Annotated in this window: 12 protein-coding genes and 1 pseudogene; 11 read left to right on the top strand and 2 right to left on the bottom strand. The window is 63.6% G+C overall.

Features of this window, described 5'->3' with window-relative positions; genetic code table 11:
- Positions 1 to 179: 179 nt before the first annotated feature.
- Entirely contained in the window at positions 180 to 2,399 is a 2,220-nt protein-coding gene (locus tag BLS75_RS26385) for a primosomal protein N' (protein ID WP_011058814.1), read from the bottom strand.
- Positions 2,400 to 2,698: 299 nt separating this feature from the next.
- Between BLS75_RS26385 and rpmE the strand changes: the two genes are divergently transcribed.
- From rpmE to BLS75_RS26370, 3 genes are all read left to right on the top strand, one after another.
- Positions 2,699 to 2,920: a 50S ribosomal protein L31 gene (gene rpmE / locus BLS75_RS26380; protein WP_011058815.1), complete on the top strand. Its 222-nt coding sequence runs from the start codon at positions 2,699 to 2,701 to the stop codon at positions 2,918 to 2,920.
- A 41-nt stretch (positions 2,921 to 2,961) separates the two neighbouring features.
- A complete protein-coding gene (locus BLS75_RS26375) occupies positions 2,962 to 3,741 on the top strand; it encodes a thermonuclease family protein (protein WP_072452087.1) in 780 nt (259 codons plus the stop codon).
- Between the two features lie 187 nt (positions 3,742 to 3,928).
- Positions 3,929 to 5,197, top strand: coding sequence for a malic enzyme-like NAD(P)-binding protein (locus BLS75_RS26370; protein ID WP_011058817.1), 1,269 nt, complete (start codon positions 3,929 to 3,931; stop codon positions 5,195 to 5,197).
- Between the two features lie 121 nt (positions 5,198 to 5,318).
- Here the strand turns inward: BLS75_RS26370 and BLS75_RS26365 are convergent, their stop codons facing one another.
- Positions 5,319 to 7,754 (bottom strand): penicillin-binding protein 1A, encoded by a 2,436-nt coding sequence (locus BLS75_RS26365; protein WP_072452086.1) that lies wholly within the window; start codon positions 7,752 to 7,754, stop codon positions 5,319 to 5,321.
- Positions 7,755 to 7,971: 217 nt separating this feature from the next.
- Between BLS75_RS26365 and pilM the strand changes: the two genes are divergently transcribed.
- The 8 genes and pseudogenes from pilM (at position 7,972) to BLS75_RS26325 (ending at position 15,872) form a co-directional block, all read left to right on the top strand.
- Positions 7,972 to 9,033, top strand: a complete 1,062-nt coding sequence (gene pilM / locus BLS75_RS26360) for a type IV pilus assembly protein PilM (RefSeq protein ID WP_072452085.1) — start codon at positions 7,972 to 7,974, stop codon at positions 9,031 to 9,033.
- On the top strand, positions 9,033 to 9,599 hold the full coding sequence (locus tag BLS75_RS26355) for a PilN domain-containing protein (protein ID WP_072452084.1): 567 nt from the start codon (positions 9,033 to 9,035) through the stop codon (positions 9,597 to 9,599). The genes pilM and BLS75_RS26355 overlap by 1 nt, the downstream gene beginning before the upstream one ends.
- Positions 9,596 to 10,219, top strand: coding sequence for a type IV pilus inner membrane component PilO (gene pilO / locus BLS75_RS26350; protein WP_072452083.1), 624 nt, complete (start codon positions 9,596 to 9,598; stop codon positions 10,217 to 10,219). The genes BLS75_RS26355 and pilO overlap by 4 nt, the downstream gene beginning before the upstream one ends.
- Positions 10,216 to 10,746, top strand: coding sequence for a pilus assembly protein PilP (locus BLS75_RS26345; RefSeq protein WP_072452082.1), 531 nt, complete (start codon positions 10,216 to 10,218; stop codon positions 10,744 to 10,746). Before pilO ends, BLS75_RS26345 begins: the two co-directional genes overlap by 4 nt.
- An 89-nt stretch (positions 10,747 to 10,835) precedes the next feature.
- Positions 10,836 to 12,512 (top strand): annotated as a pseudogene (locus tag BLS75_RS26340) (type IV pilus secretin PilQ family protein); the annotation flags it as partial.
- A gap of 4 nt (positions 12,513 to 12,516) precedes the next feature.
- Positions 12,517 to 13,035, top strand: a complete 519-nt coding sequence (gene aroK / locus BLS75_RS26335) for a shikimate kinase AroK (protein WP_011058824.1) — start codon at positions 12,517 to 12,519, stop codon at positions 13,033 to 13,035.
- A 145-nt stretch (positions 13,036 to 13,180) separates the two neighbouring features.
- Positions 13,181 to 14,281 (top strand): 3-dehydroquinate synthase, encoded by a 1,101-nt coding sequence (gene aroB, locus BLS75_RS26330; RefSeq protein WP_072452080.1) that lies wholly within the window; start codon positions 13,181 to 13,183, stop codon positions 14,279 to 14,281.
- 10 nt (positions 14,282 to 14,291) lie between these two features.
- Entirely contained in the window at positions 14,292 to 15,872 is a 1,581-nt protein-coding gene (locus tag BLS75_RS26325; RefSeq protein ID WP_053148670.1) for an SPOR domain-containing protein, read from the top strand.
- Positions 15,873 to 15,969: the final 97 nt, after the last annotated feature.

Below are 15,969 nucleotides of genomic sequence, written 5' to 3'. Positions count from 1 at the left end.
GCTTCGGTGCGCAGGTGGAAAAACTGGGCATTATCCGTTGCTGGAACGGGCTTGCCAACTATAGAGGACTGCTTGGGGATCGATGGCGGCATTCGATTGCCTTCGCCGGCAAGCCGGCTCTTGCAGGTTTGATGCTGCCCATTGTAGGAGCGGGCTTGCCCGCGAAAGCACGACCTCGATCAATACAGATCCACGGGATCCACATCCAGCGACCAGCGGACCTGCCGCCCGCTGGGCATCTGTTCCAGCACCAGCAGCCAACTGCTGAGCAAACGATGCAAGGGCGCTCGGGCATTGGCCTGTAGCAGCAATTGCGCGCGATAACGTCCGGCGCGCCGCTCCATCGGAGCCGGCACCGGGCCCAATAGTTCGATGCCCCCCAGGTTCTGTTCCGCCAGCAGGCGCTCGGCCTCGCTGCAGGCTTCATCGAGGAACCCCTCGGCCTGGCCCGGTTTGTGGGCTTCGGCCCGCAGCAGCGCCAGGTGGGCGAAAGGTGGCAGGCCGGCGGCGCGGCGCTCGCTCAGGGCCTGTTCGGCGAAGGCGAAGTAGCCCTGCTCGGTCAACTGCACCAGCAACGGGTGGTCGGCGAGGTGGGTCTGGATGATCACCTTGCCCGGCTCTTCGGCCCGGCCGGCCCGCCCGGCGACCTGGACAATCAGTTGCGCCATGCGCTCGCTGGCGCGGAAGTCGCCGGAGAACAGGCCGCCATCGGCATCGAGGATCGACACCAGGGTCACCCGGGGAAAGTGATGACCCTTGGCCAGCATCTGGGTGCCCACGAGGATGCACGGCTGGCCTTTCTGGATAGTGGCGAACAGCTGGTTCATCGCATCCTTGCGCGAGGTGCTGTCGCGGTCCACCCGCAGCACCGGGTAATCGGGGAACAGGATGCCCAGGCGCTCTTCCGCCCGCTCGGTGCCGGCGCCCACGGGGCGCAGGTCGACCTTGCCGCATTGCGGGCAATGGCGCGGAACCCGCTCCACATGGCCGCAGTGGTGGCAGCGCAGCTCGCCGGAACGCTGGTGCACGGTCATGCGTGCATCGCAGCGCTGGCATTCGGACATCCAGCCGCAGTCGTGGCAGAGCAGGGTCGGGGCGAAGCCGCGGCGGTTGAGGAACACCAGGACCTGCTGGCCGGCGGCCAGGGTCTGGCCGATGGCTTGCTGCATGGGGCCGGAAATGCCGCTGTCCAGCGGGCGGCTCTTCACGTCCAGGCGCAGGAAACGCGGCTGCTTGGCGCCGCCGGCCCGCTCGTTCAGGCGCAGCAGGCCGTAGCGGCCGGTGTAGGCGTTGTGCAGGCTTTCCAGGGACGGCGTGGCCGAGCCCAGGACGATGGGAATGTTTTCCTGGCGCGCACGTACCAGAGCCAGGTCGCGGGCGTGGTAACGCAGGCCTTCCTGCTGTTTATAGGACCCGTCGTGCTCCTCGTCGATGATGATCAGGCCAGGGTTCTTCATCGGCGTGAACAGGGCCGAGCGGGTGCCGATGATGATGTCGGCCTCGCCGTCCCGGGCAGCCAGCCAGGCGTCCAGGCGTTCGCGGTCATTGACCGCCGAGTGCAGCAGGGCGATGCGGGCGTTGAAGCGTTGCTCGAAGCGCGCCAGGGTCTGCGGGCCGAGGTTGATCTCCGGAATCAGCACCAGGGCCTGCTTGCCGGCTTCCAGGGTTTCGCGGATCAGTTGCAGGTAGACCTCGGTCTTGCCGCTGCCGGTGACCCCGGCCAGGAGAAACGCGTGATAGCTGTCGAACCCGGCGCGGATGGCTTCATAGGCGGCGCGCTGCTCGCTGTTGAGCGGCAGTTCGGGCTGGGCCAGCCAGTGTTCGTGGCGCACGCCCGGCGCGTGCTTGCGCACCTCCACCTGCACCAGGTCCTTGGCCAGCAGCAGGTCGAGGCTGTCCTTGCTCAGCATCAGTTTGCTCAGCAGGGTATGGGGCACGCCGTGTGGGTGCTGGGCCAGGGTTGCCAGGGCTTCGCGCTGGCGTGGGGCGCGAGCGATGCGCGGGTCGTCGAGCCGGGCCCCGGGGGCGATCGACCAGAAGCGTTCCTGGCGGGCCTCGGCCAGCTCGCCCTGGCGCAACAGCACTGGCAATGCCCAGCTCAGGGTGTCTCCCAGGCTGTGCTGGTAGTACTGGGCGGTCCACAGGCACAGCTTGAACAGGGCCGGCGGTAGCGGAGGCGTGGGATCCAGCAGGGCCAGGGCCGGCTTGAGTTTTTCCGCCGGGACCTCGCTGTGATCCGCCACCTCCACCAGGATGCCGATCATTTCCCGGCGGCCGAATGGCACCCGCAGGCGCATGCCGGGGTGCAACTGGGCACGCAGCACCCCGGCCGGAGCACGGTAGTCGAACAGGCGGCGCAGGGGCGAGGGCAGGGCGAGGCGCAGGATGGCGTCGGGCACGCGGGACAATCTCGTTGAGCAGAGGGTAAATAGGCCCCGGAGCCTAACAGAGCAGCGGTGGAGTGTCCTGTATAAGCGTGCGTGGCCCCTGTACCTGCGGGGTCTGCCCGGGCATGGAGCCGGTTTTTCAGTTCAGGGGGTGGCAAAGCCTGGGCTGTCAAGGTTGCACCGGCTTTTTCTGATGGGCTGCACTCAGGATCGCTTGCGCGTTTGACGCGGTCTGGTAGAATTCGCGCCCTAATTCGTGCGGTATTCAACAATAGTGTTGGGTGGCGGCACGCTAGCCTGAGGAATACACCATGAAAGCCGATATCCATCCAGTATACGAAGCCATTACCGCTACCTGCAGCTGCGGTAACGTCATCGAAACTCGCTCCACCCTGGCCAAGCCTCTGAGCCTGGACGTGTGCAACGAGTGCCACCCGTTCTACACCGGCAAGCAAAAGACTCTGGACGTTGGCGGTCGTGTCGACAAGTTCAAGTCGCGCTTCGGTGCTTTCGGCGCAACGAAGAAGGCCTGAGGCTGATCGTTCTGGAAAGCCGATACCGACTTTCCTCGCTGATGAAAAAGGCGTCCCTAGTGGGCGCCTTTTTTGTGGGCGCGATTTGGCTGACAGCGGCCGAGGCGTTTTGCCCGGCGCCCAAGGGGCTGTTGCCGGCAACGGTGCTCCGGGTGGTGGACGGCGACACCCTGCACCTCAAGGATGGCCGCAGGTTGCGCATGATCGGCCTCAATGCCCCGGAGCTGGCGGGCAAGGGGCGCCCTGCCGAGCCCTTCGCCGAGGCGGCGCGGCAGCGCCTGCGACAACTGGTGGCACAGAGTGGTGGGCGGGTCGGCCTGCTGCCGGGGCGTGAAAGGCAGGATCGCTACGGTCGTGTCCTGGCCCATGTCTATGGCGTCACTGGTATCAACTTCGAAGCCCGGTTGATCGCGGAAGGCTTGGCCTATCGGATTGCCGTGCTGCCAAACGTCGCCCTGGCGAGCTGCCAGAAGGCTGCCGAGAACCATGCGCGCCGAGCCGGGCTGGGGCTTTGGCGACGTTCACCTGTACTCAAGGCGCAGCAGATCCATCGCGCGGGCTTTGCCCTGTTCGAAGGGCGAGTGAGCAGGCTGCAGCGCAATCGCGGTGGTCTTTGGATCACATTGCAGGGGCAGGTTGTATTGCGCATTGCACCCAATGTCCTGCGGCGCTTCGATCGCCGGCTGCTCAGTGGCCTTTCGGGGCGCCGGATCGAGGCTCGCGGCTGGGTTGTCGATCGCTCGCGTCAGCCTGGCCGGCAATCTGCACATCCGCGCTGGATGTTGTCCGTGACTGACCCTTCCATGCTCAGACTTATCTGATAAAGAAAAATTGTAGACATTTTTTTAATGGATTGTGAACAGTTGAAAGCCTTGTACCCCGCGGCTCTTGGCCCAAAGTCGTACGCTAGGGGCCTTGACAGGGGTGACTGGGCAGTCTTGTGGGGACTATGCGACACGAGTATCCTCGGCGGTCCGTCTGTCCAACAGCAAAAAGCGGAATGCCCACATGTCTGATTTGAAAACTGCCGCTCTCGAATACCATGCCAATCCTCGTCCAGGAAAGCTGAGTGTCGAGCTCACCAAGGCCACTGCTACCGCTCGTGATCTGGCGTTGGCCTACAGCCCCGGCGTAGCCGAGCCGGTACGCGAAATCGCTCGCGATCCGGAACTGGCCTACAAGTACACCGGCAAAGGCAACCTGGTTGCCGTCATTTCCGATGGCACCGCGATTCTCGGCCTGGGTAACCTCGGCCCACTGGCCTCCAAGCCAGTGATGGAAGGCAAGGGCGTGCTGTTCAAGCGTTTCGCCGGCATCGATGTATTCGACATCGAAGTCGACTCCGAAAGCCCGCAGGCTTTCATCGACACCGTCAAGCGCATTTCCATCACCTTCGGTGGCATCAACCTGGAAGACATCAAGGCACCCGAGTGCTTTGAGATCGAGCGCGCTCTGATCGAGCAGTGCGACATTCCGGTGTTCCACGATGACCAGCACGGCACCGCGATCGTTACCGCCGCCGGCATGATCAACGCCCTGGAAATCGCTGGCAAAACCCTGGCCGACGCCAAGATCGTCTGCCTGGGTGCCGGTGCTGCCGCCATCTCCTGCATGAAGTTGCTGGTGAGCATGGGTGCGCAGATCGAAAACATCTTCATGGTCGACCGTACCGGCGTGATCCACTCCGGCCGCGATGACCTGAACCAGTACAAGGCGGTGTTCGCCCACGCCACCGACAAGCGCACCCTGGCCGACGCCCTGCAAGGCGCCGACGTGTTCGTCGGTCTGTCCGGCCCGAACCTGCTGAGTGCTGAAGGCCTGAAATCCATGGCGCCGAACCCGATCGTGTTCGCCTGCTCCAACCCTGATCCGGAAATCGCCCCGGAACTGGCGCACGCCACCCGCGACGACGTGATCATGGCTACCGGCCGTTCGGACTACCCGAACCAGGTGAACAACGTCCTGGGCTTCCCGTTCATCTTCCGTGGTGCCCTGGACGTACGCGCCAAGCGCATCAACGAAGAAATGAAGATCGCCGCGGCCAACGCCCTGCGTGACCTGGCCAAGCTGCCGGTTCCTCAGGAAGTGTGCGACGCCTACGGTGGCATCAAGCTGGAATTCGGCCGTGAGTACATCATTCCCAAGCCAATGGATGCCCGCCTGATCACCGTGATCTCCGATGCCGTGGCCAAGGCCGCCATCGAGACCGGCGTGGCTACCCTGCCGTATCCGAAGAACTACCCGCTCAAGAGCGTGGATGATGTGTTCAACGGTTAAGCGTTCGTAGCGTCATGCAAAAAGCCCCGGCTCGCGAGAGCCGGGGCTTTTTTGTGGGCGCTTGCCCGCTGTAGGAGCGGGCACGCCGGCGAAGGTTGCCGCGTTCGCGGCTCCCCTGGCGCTAGAACAGATCGATCGGCGCCGCTTCGTCCGCGGGCAGCGGGCTGCCTGGTACGGCGCCATTGCCCAGTTCGTTGACCGAGGGCGGAGTGTCTTCGCTCTTGAACAGTTCGAAGTAGGCATTGGGCGTGCCGGGTGTGGCGGCGCGGCCGCTGACCGGGTCTACCCGCAGGCTGAGAATGCCTTCCGGCTCTGGCTGGGTGTGTGGCGGCTTGTCCTTGAGGGCGGCGCCCATGAAGCTCATCCAGATCGGCAGTGCCACGGTGCCGCCGTATTCGCGGCGCCCGAGGCTTTCCGGCTGGTCGAAACCGGTCCATACGGTAGTCACGTAGTCGGCGTTGTAGCCGGAGAACCAGGCATCCTTGGACTCGTTGGTGGTACCGGTCTTGCCCGCCAGGTCGGTACGGCCCAAGGCCAGTGCGCGGCGTCCGGTACCCAGCTTGATCACGTCCTGGAGCATGCTGTTGAGGATGTAGGTGGTACGGCCATCGATGATCCGCTCGGCAACCGCCGGGACTTGCGTCGCTGCCGGAGCCGAGGTTTCACCAGCCACGTTGTTGATCGTGAAGTTGTGCTCAGGGGCGGCGATGCCGCTGGTGGCCGTATTGCCGGTGGGGGCGCTTGGCGGGTTGGCGCTGAACAGCAGTTCGCCGTTGCGGCTTTCGATCTTGTCGATGATGTACGGGGTGATCTTGTAGCCGCCGTTGGCAAAGGTGCTCCAGCCGGTGGCGATTTCCATCGGCGTCAGGGTTGCGGTACCCAGGGCCAGGGACAGGTTGCGCGGCAGGTCCTGCTTGTTGAAGCCGAACTTGCTGATGTAGTCGATGGTGCGGTCCACGCCCATGCTCTGCAGCAGGCGGATCGACACCAGGTTGCGCGACTTGTACAGCGCCTCGCGCATGCGGATCGGGCCGAGGAAGGTGTTGGTGTCGTTCTTCGGGCGCCAGACCTTGTCCAGGTATTCGTCGACGAACACGATAGGTGCGTCGTTCACCAGGCTGGCCGGGGTGTAGCCGTTATCCAGGGCGGCGCTATAGATGAACGGCTTGAAGCTGGAGCCGGGCTGGCGCTTGGCCTGCATCGCACGGTTGTAGTTGCTCTGCTCGAAGGCGAAGCCGCCCACCAGGGCGCGGATCGCACCGTTCTGCGGGTCCAGCGTCACCAGGGCGCCCTGGGCGACCGGGATCTGGCTGAACTTCAACGAGTTGTCCGCCTGGCGCTGCACGCGGATCAGGTCGCCGACCTGGGCCACGTCCGCCGGTTGGCGCGGGACCGGGCCCATGCTGTTGGTATTGAGGAACGGCCGGGCCCATTTCATGCTGTCCCAGGCCACATGTTCTTCGCCGTTGCGGGTCAGCACCTGGAGGCCATTCTTCTCTACCAGGGTGACGATCGCCGGTTCCAGGCCGCTGATGGTCCGCTGCTTGGTCAGTTCGCTGGCCCAGGCCGCCTGGGTCTTGCCTGGCAGGCGCGATTCCGGGCCGCGATAGCCGTGGCGCTGGTCGTAGGTCATCAGGCCTTCATGGACCGCGGTGTTGGCCATTTCCTGCAGATCGCTGGGCACCGTGGTGGTGACCCGGAAACCTTCGGTGTAGGCATCGCTGCCATAGCGGCCGACCATTTCGGCCCGGGCCATCTCGGCGATGTACGGGGCGTTCACTTCCGGAGTCGGTACGTGATAGCTGGCGTTCAACGGTTCGTTGATTGCCTCGGTGTAGGCCGCTTCGGTGATCTTGCCGAGCTTGTACATGCGCCCCAGGATCCAGTCGCGACGTTCCTTGCTGCGTGCCGGGTTGGCCAGGGGGTTGAAGCGCGAAGGCGCCTTGGGCAGGCCGGCGATCATCGCCATCTGCGCCAGGCTCACGTCACGGATGGACTTGCCGTAATACACCTGGGCCGCTGCCTCGATTCCGTAGGCACGGTTGCCCAGGTAGATCTTGTTGACGTACAGCTCGAGGATCTCGTCCTTGGTCAGCTGCCGTTCGATCTGCAGAGCCAGGAGGATCTCGGTGGTCTTGCGCGAGAAGCTGCGCTCGCTGGTCAGGAAGAAGTTCTTCGCCACTTGCATGGTGATGGTACTGCCGCCGGACTGGATGTGTCCGCTCTTGACCAGCTGGGTTGCGGCACGCATCAGGCTGCTGGGGTCAACCCCGTAATGGTTAGCGAAGTTGTCGTCTTCAGCACTTAGTAACGCATTGATGAAGTTGGGCGGAATGTCGGCGAAACGTATGGGAGTACGGCGCATTTCACCGAATTCAGCGATCAGTTTGCCGTCGCTGCTGTACACCCGCAGGGGAATCTGCAACTGGATGCTTCTCAGGGCCTCAACCGACGGCAAGCCGGGACTAAGATAGAGAAACGCACCGGAGAGGGCGAGGAGGAGCCCGCAGAACACCGCGACGATGGACCACCCGAAAAACTTCAGCAGACGAATCAAGGCTTTTGGATTTCCAGAGAAAGGAATGAATTAGGCGTCAGGGCATTCACGGACATCAGGGGCCGGCCCACGCAGCAGGTAAAAGCGGAAAAAAAACGCTGGGCATTATAAGCATTTTCCGCCGAGAGCGTCATTTGCCCGTCTGTCAAGACGTGACCATTGAACGCAATGCAGCTTAAGCAGTCCGTAAGTCACGGATAGTCATAGGGAATTGGTCGTGCTTGGACTCTTCAGCAAAAAGCCGAGTTCCCTTATGGGGATCGATATCAATGCGACATCGGTCACGCTTCTGGCCCTGGGGCGCCAGGGGCAGGGGTACCGGGTCGAGGCCTACGCCAGGGAGCCCCTGGCGCCCAATACTGTGCTTGACCAGCACATTGCCGACCCCGAGGCCCTGGCCGCGGCCCTGTCCCGCGCCTGGCTCAAGACGGGCAGCCGGCTCAAGGGGGCGGCGGTAGCGGTGGCCGGCGAGGCGGTGATCAGCAAACTGATCGATATGCCGGCGGGCCTGCACACCGACGAACTGGAGCAGCAGGTCCGGCTGGAAGCCGGCCAGTACATTCCCTATCCCCTGGAAGACGTGGCCCTGGATTTTGAAGTGCAGGGGCCGGTGCCCGGTAATCCGCAGCGGGTTCAGGTGCTGCTGGTGGCCTGTCGCAACGAGCGGGTAGAAGCCCTGGAAACGGTATTGGGCCTGGCCGGCCTGACAGCCCGGGTGGTGGATACCCAGCCCCTGGCTCTGGAGCGCTGCCTGTTGCTGCTGGCGGCGCACCTGCCGCTGGCGACTCCTGGCGCCGTGGCGTTGCTGGATATAGGCCCGGCCCTCAGCCGTTTCAGCGTCCTGCACGGCCAGCGAGTGATCTATAGCCGTGAGCAGCTTTTCGGTAGCGGGCCTCTGATTGAAGCGCTCCAGCGTCGATACGGGCTGACACTGGAGCAGGCATTGCTGGCGCAGAGCCAGGGCCGTTTGCCACAGGGCTGCGCCGAAGAGTTGCTGCAACCCTTCGAGCAGGAGGTGCTGCAACAGGTCAGCCGTTCCCTGCAGCAGTTCGCCACCTCGCCTCAGCAACAGCCCCTGGTGCAACTGCTGCTGGCCGGAGACGGTAGCGGCCTGGCCGGCCTGGAGCGGCGGGTGGAGGGCGAGACAGGCATCGATACGTCGCTGGCCAATCCTTTCCGGGCCATGCCGATGGGGCCTCGAGTCGACCCCCAGGTATTGAATGAACAGGCGCCGAACCTGCTCCTGGCCTGTGGCCTGGCCCTGCGAGGGTTCGACTGATGGCGCGGATCAACCTGTTGCCCTGGCGCGAGGCCTCGCGCGAACTGAGGCGTCGGCGTTTCCTGCAGATGCTGGCGATGATGGTCGTGCTCGGGGCCGGGGTCATTCTGTTGGCCGACGCCTATATAAGCCGGGTGATCGAGCGCCAGCATTTGCGCAACCAGTATCTGGGCCAGGCGACGGCACGCCTGGATGAGCAGATCGCCAGCATCCAGGGGCTCAAGGCGCAACGACAGCAGTTGCTCGAACGCATGGGCATCATCGAAGAGCTGCAGGGCAACCGCTCCAACAGTGTGCGGATTTTTCAGCAGTTGGCCCGCAGCCTGCCTGATGGCGTGTACTTCACCGAGGTGGATCTGCAGGGGCAGAACCTTGGAATCAGCGGTGCCGCCGAGTCAAACAACAGGGTGTCCGACCTGATGCGCAATCTGCAGGCTGCCGAGGGTTTTGCTGCCCCCAGCCTGACCGAGGTGAAGAACGCGGTGGACGCCCAGCAAGGGCTGGACAACCTGTTCCGGCTGAATGTCGGGCAGACGCCCGGGCCAACCGGGGAGCTTCGGCAATGACCCGCCGACAATGGCTGGCAGAGTTGCGGCGTATCGATCTGCGGGAGCTGGAGCTGGCCAACCTGGGCTCCTGGCCCGGGCCGGCCAGGAGTCTGGTGGCGGCCCTGCTTCTGCTGCTGGTTCTGCTAGTGGGCTACGGCTTTTACCTGAGCCCGCACCTGGAGCAACTGGAGCGCCAGCGCCAGGAGGAAACTCGTCTCCGGCAGGAGTTTGCCGGCAAGGCGCGCCAGGGAGCCAATTTGCCGCGCTACCAGGAGCAGTTGGCCGTCATACGCAACAGCTTCGACCTGCTGTTGCGTCAGTTGCCCAGCGACACCGAGGTCCCCGGCCTGCTGGAGGACATCAGTCGCGTGGGGCTGGGCAGTGGCCTGGCCTTCGAGGAAATCAGGCTGCAACCGGAGGTGGCCAGGCAGTTCTACGTCGAGTTGCCGATCCAGATTACTGTCACGGGGGCCTATCACGACCTGGCGAGCTTCGTCAGTGGCGTCGCCGGCCTGCCGCGCATCGTCACCTTGCATGATTTTCGCATTCAGCCTGTGGCGGTGGGCAATCCGGCGCTGTTGCGCATGAGCATCGAGGCGCGCACCTACAGGTACGACGCTCCGGAGCCGCACTCATGAGGCGCCTGCGCTGGGCGGTGCTTGGCTGCCTTTGTGCCGGGCTGTGGGGGTGTGGTGGCGCCGACGACGACTTTGCCGACCTGGACGCCTACATGAACCAGATGCGCCTGCAAGCGCCCGGGCCGATTGAACCAATGCCGGTAATCCGGTCTTACCCCTCGTTCACCTATGACGCCAGCGCATTGCGTAGTCCGTTCCAGCCGCCGCAAAGGCTTGACCTGGCGGCCCGTCGGCAAGGGGCCAGTGCGGTCCGGCCCGACCCGCAGCGAGCCCGGCAATACCTGGAGGGGTTCGATATCGAGCAGTTGCAAATGGTCGGGACCCTGTCCAACGCCTCCGGGAGCTTTGCCCTGTTGCGCGGCGCGGGTGGCGTCCACCGCTTGCAGGTGGGCGACTACCTGGGGCGCAACGAAGGCCGGGTTGTGACCATCAGCGAATCGCAGATCGAGGTGGTGGAAATTGTTCCCGATGGAGCGGGAGCCTGGCTGGAGCGGCCGCGAACACTGGCGCTGAAAAAACACTCTTAAGTGGAATCTGGAAAATGAACAGGACTGTTTCAGCCCTCGGTGTAGCGCTATGGATAGCGCTGCTGGCACCGCTGGTCGGCGCCGCCGAGCCCAAGCCCGCTGCTCCGGGGACGGCAGCTCGGGCGCCTGCAAAGCCGCAGGCAGTGGCCGGGTCGATACGCGGCGTGGATTTTCAGCGCGGCGAGGAGGGCGAAGGCAATGTGCTGATCGACCTGTCCGACCCGCGCATCGCTGTCGATGTCCAGCGGCGCGAGGGCCGGATCGTCCTCGATTTTGCCCGTACCCAATTGCCCGAGGCGCTGCGGGTTCGCCTGGACGTCAAGGATTTCGCCACCCCGGTGCAGTACATCACTGCGGATACGGCTGCCGGGCGTACCACCGTCACCCTGGAGCCCAAGGGCGCCTTCGACTATTCCACCTTCCAGACCGACAACCGCCTGACGGTCAGTGTCCGCCCCCTGGCCGAGACCAGCAGCAGGGCGGCTGCGGCCCGACCTGCTTACAAGGGGGAAAAGCTCTCGCTGAACTTTCAGGACATCGAGGTGCGCTCGGTGTTGCAACTGATCGCCGATTTCACGGGCCTCAACCTGGTGGCCAGCGACACGGTGCAGGGCGGCATCACCCTGCGCCTGCAGAACGTGCCCTGGGATCAGGCCCTGGATCTGGTGCTACGGACCAAGGGCCTTGATTCGCGCAAGATCGGCAATGTGCTGCTGGTGGCTCCGGCGGATGAGATTGCCGCCCGGGAGCGTCAGGAGCTGGAGTCACAGAAGCAGCTGGAGGACCTGGCGCCGTTGCGTCGGGAGCTGCTGCAGGTCAACTACGCCAAGGCAGCGGACATCGCCAAGCTGTTCCAGTCGGTGACCCGCGCCGAGGAAAAAGCCGATGAGCGTGGCTCGATCACCGTGGACGAACGCACCAACAGCATCATTGCCTACCAGAGCCAGGAGCGCCTCGACGAACTTCGGCGCATCGTCGCCCAGCTGGATGTTCCGGTGCGCCAGGTGATGATCGAAGCGCGCATCGTCGAGGCCAACGTTGACTACGACAAGAGCCTGGGCGTGCGCTGGGGCGGCTCGGTGCAGAACCAGGGCAACTGGAGTGCCAGCGGGGTGCAGAACGCTGCCAGCGGTTCCAGCAGCATCGGCGCTCCGGGCAGCGGCGGCAGCAACTCGCCCTTTGTCGATCTGGGGGCTAGCGCCCATACCTCGGGCATCGGTATCGCCTACATCACCGACAACGTGCTGCTGGACCTGGAGTTGACAGCCATGGAGAAGACCGGCAACGGCGAGATCGTTTCCCAGCCCAAGGTGGTCACCTCCGACAAGGAAACCGCAAAGATCCTCAAGGGCACCGAGATCCCCTACCAGGAAGCCAGCTCCAGCGGCGCTACCTCGGTGTCCTTCAAGGAGGCGTCGCTGTCGCTTGAAGTGACGCCGCAGATCACCCCGGACAACCGCATCATCATGGAGGTCAAGGTCACCAAGGATGAGCCGGACTACCTGAACAAGGTCCAGGATGTACCGCCGATCAAGAAGAACGAGGTCAATGCCAAGGTACTGGTCAACGACGGGGCGACCATCGTCATCGGCGGGGTTTTCTCGAATACCCAGAGCAAGGTTGTAGATAAAGTGCCATTTCTTGGCGATGTGCCGTATCTTGGCCGCCTTTTCCGGCGTGACGTGGTGTCGGAGAAAAAATCCGAGCTGCTGGTATTTCTCACTCCGCGTATCATGAACAACCAGGCGATTGCTGTGAGTCGTTGATTCTGTGCGAAATTTGATTCTTGTTGGGCCGATGGGGGCTGGAAAAAGCACCATCGGTCGCTTACTGGCCAAAGAGCTGCGCCTGCCATTCAAAGATTCCGATAAGGAAATTGAACTGCGTACAGGCGCGAATATCCCGTGGATCTTCGATAAGGAAGGCGAACCGGGCTTTCGTGATCGCGAACAGGCGATGATCGCCGAGCTCTGTGGCACTGACGGCGTGGTCCTGGCCACTGGCGGTGGTGCAGTGATGCGCGAGGCCAATCGTCGGGCGCTGCACGCTGGCGGACGAGTGGTCTATCTGCACGCCTCGGTCGAGCAACAGGTGGGGCGCACCGCCCGGGACCGCAATCGTCCCCTGCTGCGCACCGCCGATCCGGCCAAGACCCTGCGCGACCTGCTGGAAATCCGCGACCCGCTTTATCGGGAAATCGCCGATCTGGTGGTGGAAACCGATGAGCGGCCGCCACGAATGGTGGTGCTGGACATACTGGAGCGCCTGCAGCAGCTGCCACCCCGTTAATGCGTCGAGCGAAATGCGCTATTCTCGGCGTCGCGCCAGACCGCCAAGGTGTGGCGCAGAGCTATCGGGCTGCGTCAGAAGACCAGACGAGGCCCATCGTCAATGCAGGGCACAATGCCTGCTTCCATCTTCACTGTGGGGACACATGCAGACACTTAAGGTCGATCTAGGCGAGCGCAGCTACCCGATTCACATTGGTGAAGGTCTGTTGGACCAGCCCGAGCTGCTGGTGCCGCATATCGCCGGGCGGCAAGTGGCGATCATTTCCAATGAGACCGTCGCGCCGCTTTACCTTGAGCGTCTGACCCGCAGCCTGGGGCAGTTCTCGGTGATCTCGGTGGTCCTGCCCGATGGCGAGGCCTACAAGAACTGGGAAACCCTGCAGTTGATCTTCGATGGCCTGCTCACTGCGCGCCACGATCGACGCACTACCATCATCGCCCTCGGTGGCGGCGTGATCGGTGATATGGCCGGCTTTGCCGCGGCCTGCTACCAGCGGGGCGTGGATTTCATCCAGATTCCTACCACCCTCCTGTCCCAGGTGGACTCTTCGGTGGGTGGCAAGACCGGTATCAACCACCCGCTGGGCAAGAACATGGTCGGCGCCTTCTACCAGCCGAACGTGGTGCTGATCGATACCACCAGCCTTAACACCCTGCCCAGCCGCGAGCTGTCGGCAGGTCTGGCGGAAGTGATCAAGTACGGCCTGATCTGCGACGAGCCCTTCCTTACCTGGCTGGAAGAGAACGTCGACCGCCTGCGGGGCCTGGACCAGCAGGCCCTGACTTACGCCATCGAGCGCTCCTGTGCGGCCAAGGCCGCGGTAGTGGGTGCCGACGAACGTGAATCGGGAGTGCGGGCCACCCTCAACCTGGGGCATACCTTCGGCCACGCCATCGAAACCCACATGGGGTACGGTGTGTGGCTGCACGGTGAGGCGGTGGCTGCTGGCACCGTAATGGCCCTGGAAATGTCCGCGCGCCTGGGCTGGATCACCAGCCAGGAGCGTGACCGCGGTATTCGCCTGTTCCAGCGCGCGGGCTTGCCGGTCATCCCGCCAGAGGAAATGAGCGAAGCGGATTTTCTCGAACACATGGCAATTGACAAGAAAGTGATCGACGGTCGTTTGCGTCTGGTGCTGTTGCGCCGCATGGGCGAAGCCGTAGTGACCGACGATTATCCGAAAGAGGTTTTACAGGCCACGCTGGGAGCGGACTACCGCGCCCTGGCTCAGCTTAAAGGTTAATAAGATCCCGATGACTAGTTTGCACGCCGACGAGGCTTTCCTCGGCCATTACCAGTTGAGCCACGATCCTTTCGCTCCCCGGGTCCCTGGCTTCAAGTTCTTTCCTGCCCAGCGCAAGCCCGTGCTGGGGCAACTGCATCACCTGGCCCGATACAGTCAGTTGCTGCTGGTGGTCACCGGGCCTCAGGGCAGCGGCAAGACCCTGCTGCGCCAGGCGCTGGTAGCCAGTACCAACAAACAATCGGTGCAGAGCGTGGTGGTGTCGGCCCGCGGTGCCGGCGACGCTGCCGGCGTGCTGCGCCAGGTGGCCCAGGCACTGAATGTGGCCGAGGCCGAAATCGGCGCGATCCTCGCCCAGATAGTGCAGCTGGCCCTGACCGGTCAGGAAGTCTATCTGCTGGTGGATGACGCCGAGCAGCTCGACGAGTCCGCCCTCGAGGCCCTGCTGGCCCTGGCGGCCGGCGCTCCGGAAGGTCGTCCCCATGTGTTCCTGTTCGGCGAGTCGTCGCTGATCGCCGCACTGGACCAGCTCAATACCGAGGAAGAGCGCTTCCACGTCATCGAGTTGCAGCCTTATACCGAAGAGGAAACCCGCGAATATCTGGCCCAGCGGCTTGAAGGTGCGGGGCAGGGCATCGAACTTTTCTCCGCAGATCAGATCAGTGATATTCACGAAGGCTCCGATGGCTGGCCGGGCAACATCAACCAGGTCGCCAGGGATGCAATGATCGAAGCAATGATCGCCAGCCGCTCTGCGGTCAAGCGTCCAAGTATGGGGTTCAACATGCCGAAGAAACACGTATTGGCCATCTCCGCTGTCGTGGTGGTGGCCGTGGCCGCGGCCTGGTTGATGCCGGGCCGCAGCAAGGCTCCAACCACCGGCGCTCCGGCCAATGAGCAAGCGCAACTGCCTTTGGGGCAAACACCGACACCCAATGCCAATGGCAGCCCGTCAGTAGAGTTCGCCGGTTCGTCACAGCCAATGCCGCTGCCGTTGGTCGGCCAGTCGCAGCCCGTGATGCGCGGTCCTCTGGCCGAAGCCGCAGGGGGTATCAGCGAGGGTGACGACGGGGTACCGGTTGAAGGCTCCAGCGCCGTTCCACCGACCGTGACCACCACCGCGCCGCCTGCTGGGGCTACGGCTGGCCCGACGCCGACTCCGGCAGCGCGTCCAACCCCGGCACCGACCCAGGTGGCCACGGCCAAGCCTGCACCTGCCGCCAAGCCGGCAGAAAAACCAGTGGCAGCCAAGCCTGCTCCGGCCAAGCCGGCCGAGAAGCCGGTCACCGTGGCCAAGGCCGCCGGTGGCAGCTGGTACGCTGGCCAGGCGCCAGGCAACTACGTGGTGCAAATCCTCGGCACCAGCTCGGAAGCCACCGCGCAGAACTTCGTCAAGGAACAGGGCGGCGAATACCGCTACTTCAAGAAAGTCCTCAACGGCAAGCCGCTGTATGTGATCACCTACGGCAACTTCGCAAGCCGCGATGCAGCGGTCAGCGCCATCAAATCCTTGCCAGCGAAGGTTCAGGCTGGTAAACCTTGGCCTCGCACTGTCGCTAGCGTTCAACAAGAACTGGCAACAACTCGCTGAAGATTCGGCGGCCTTACCCAGGCCGCCTCTCCCGGCAACCTCAAATTTCCGCATCGGCATGCTGCCTTACAGGCCGCGTGCCTTGTGGTGTCTGCGT

It is taken from the genome of Pseudomonas sp. NFPP12 (assembly GCF_900103205.1).
Lineage (GTDB): Bacteria > Pseudomonadota > Gammaproteobacteria > Pseudomonadales > Pseudomonadaceae > Aquipseudomonas > Aquipseudomonas protegens.
Note: the sequence above shows the minus strand (reverse complement) of the source record. Positions and strands in the feature narration are given on the sequence as shown.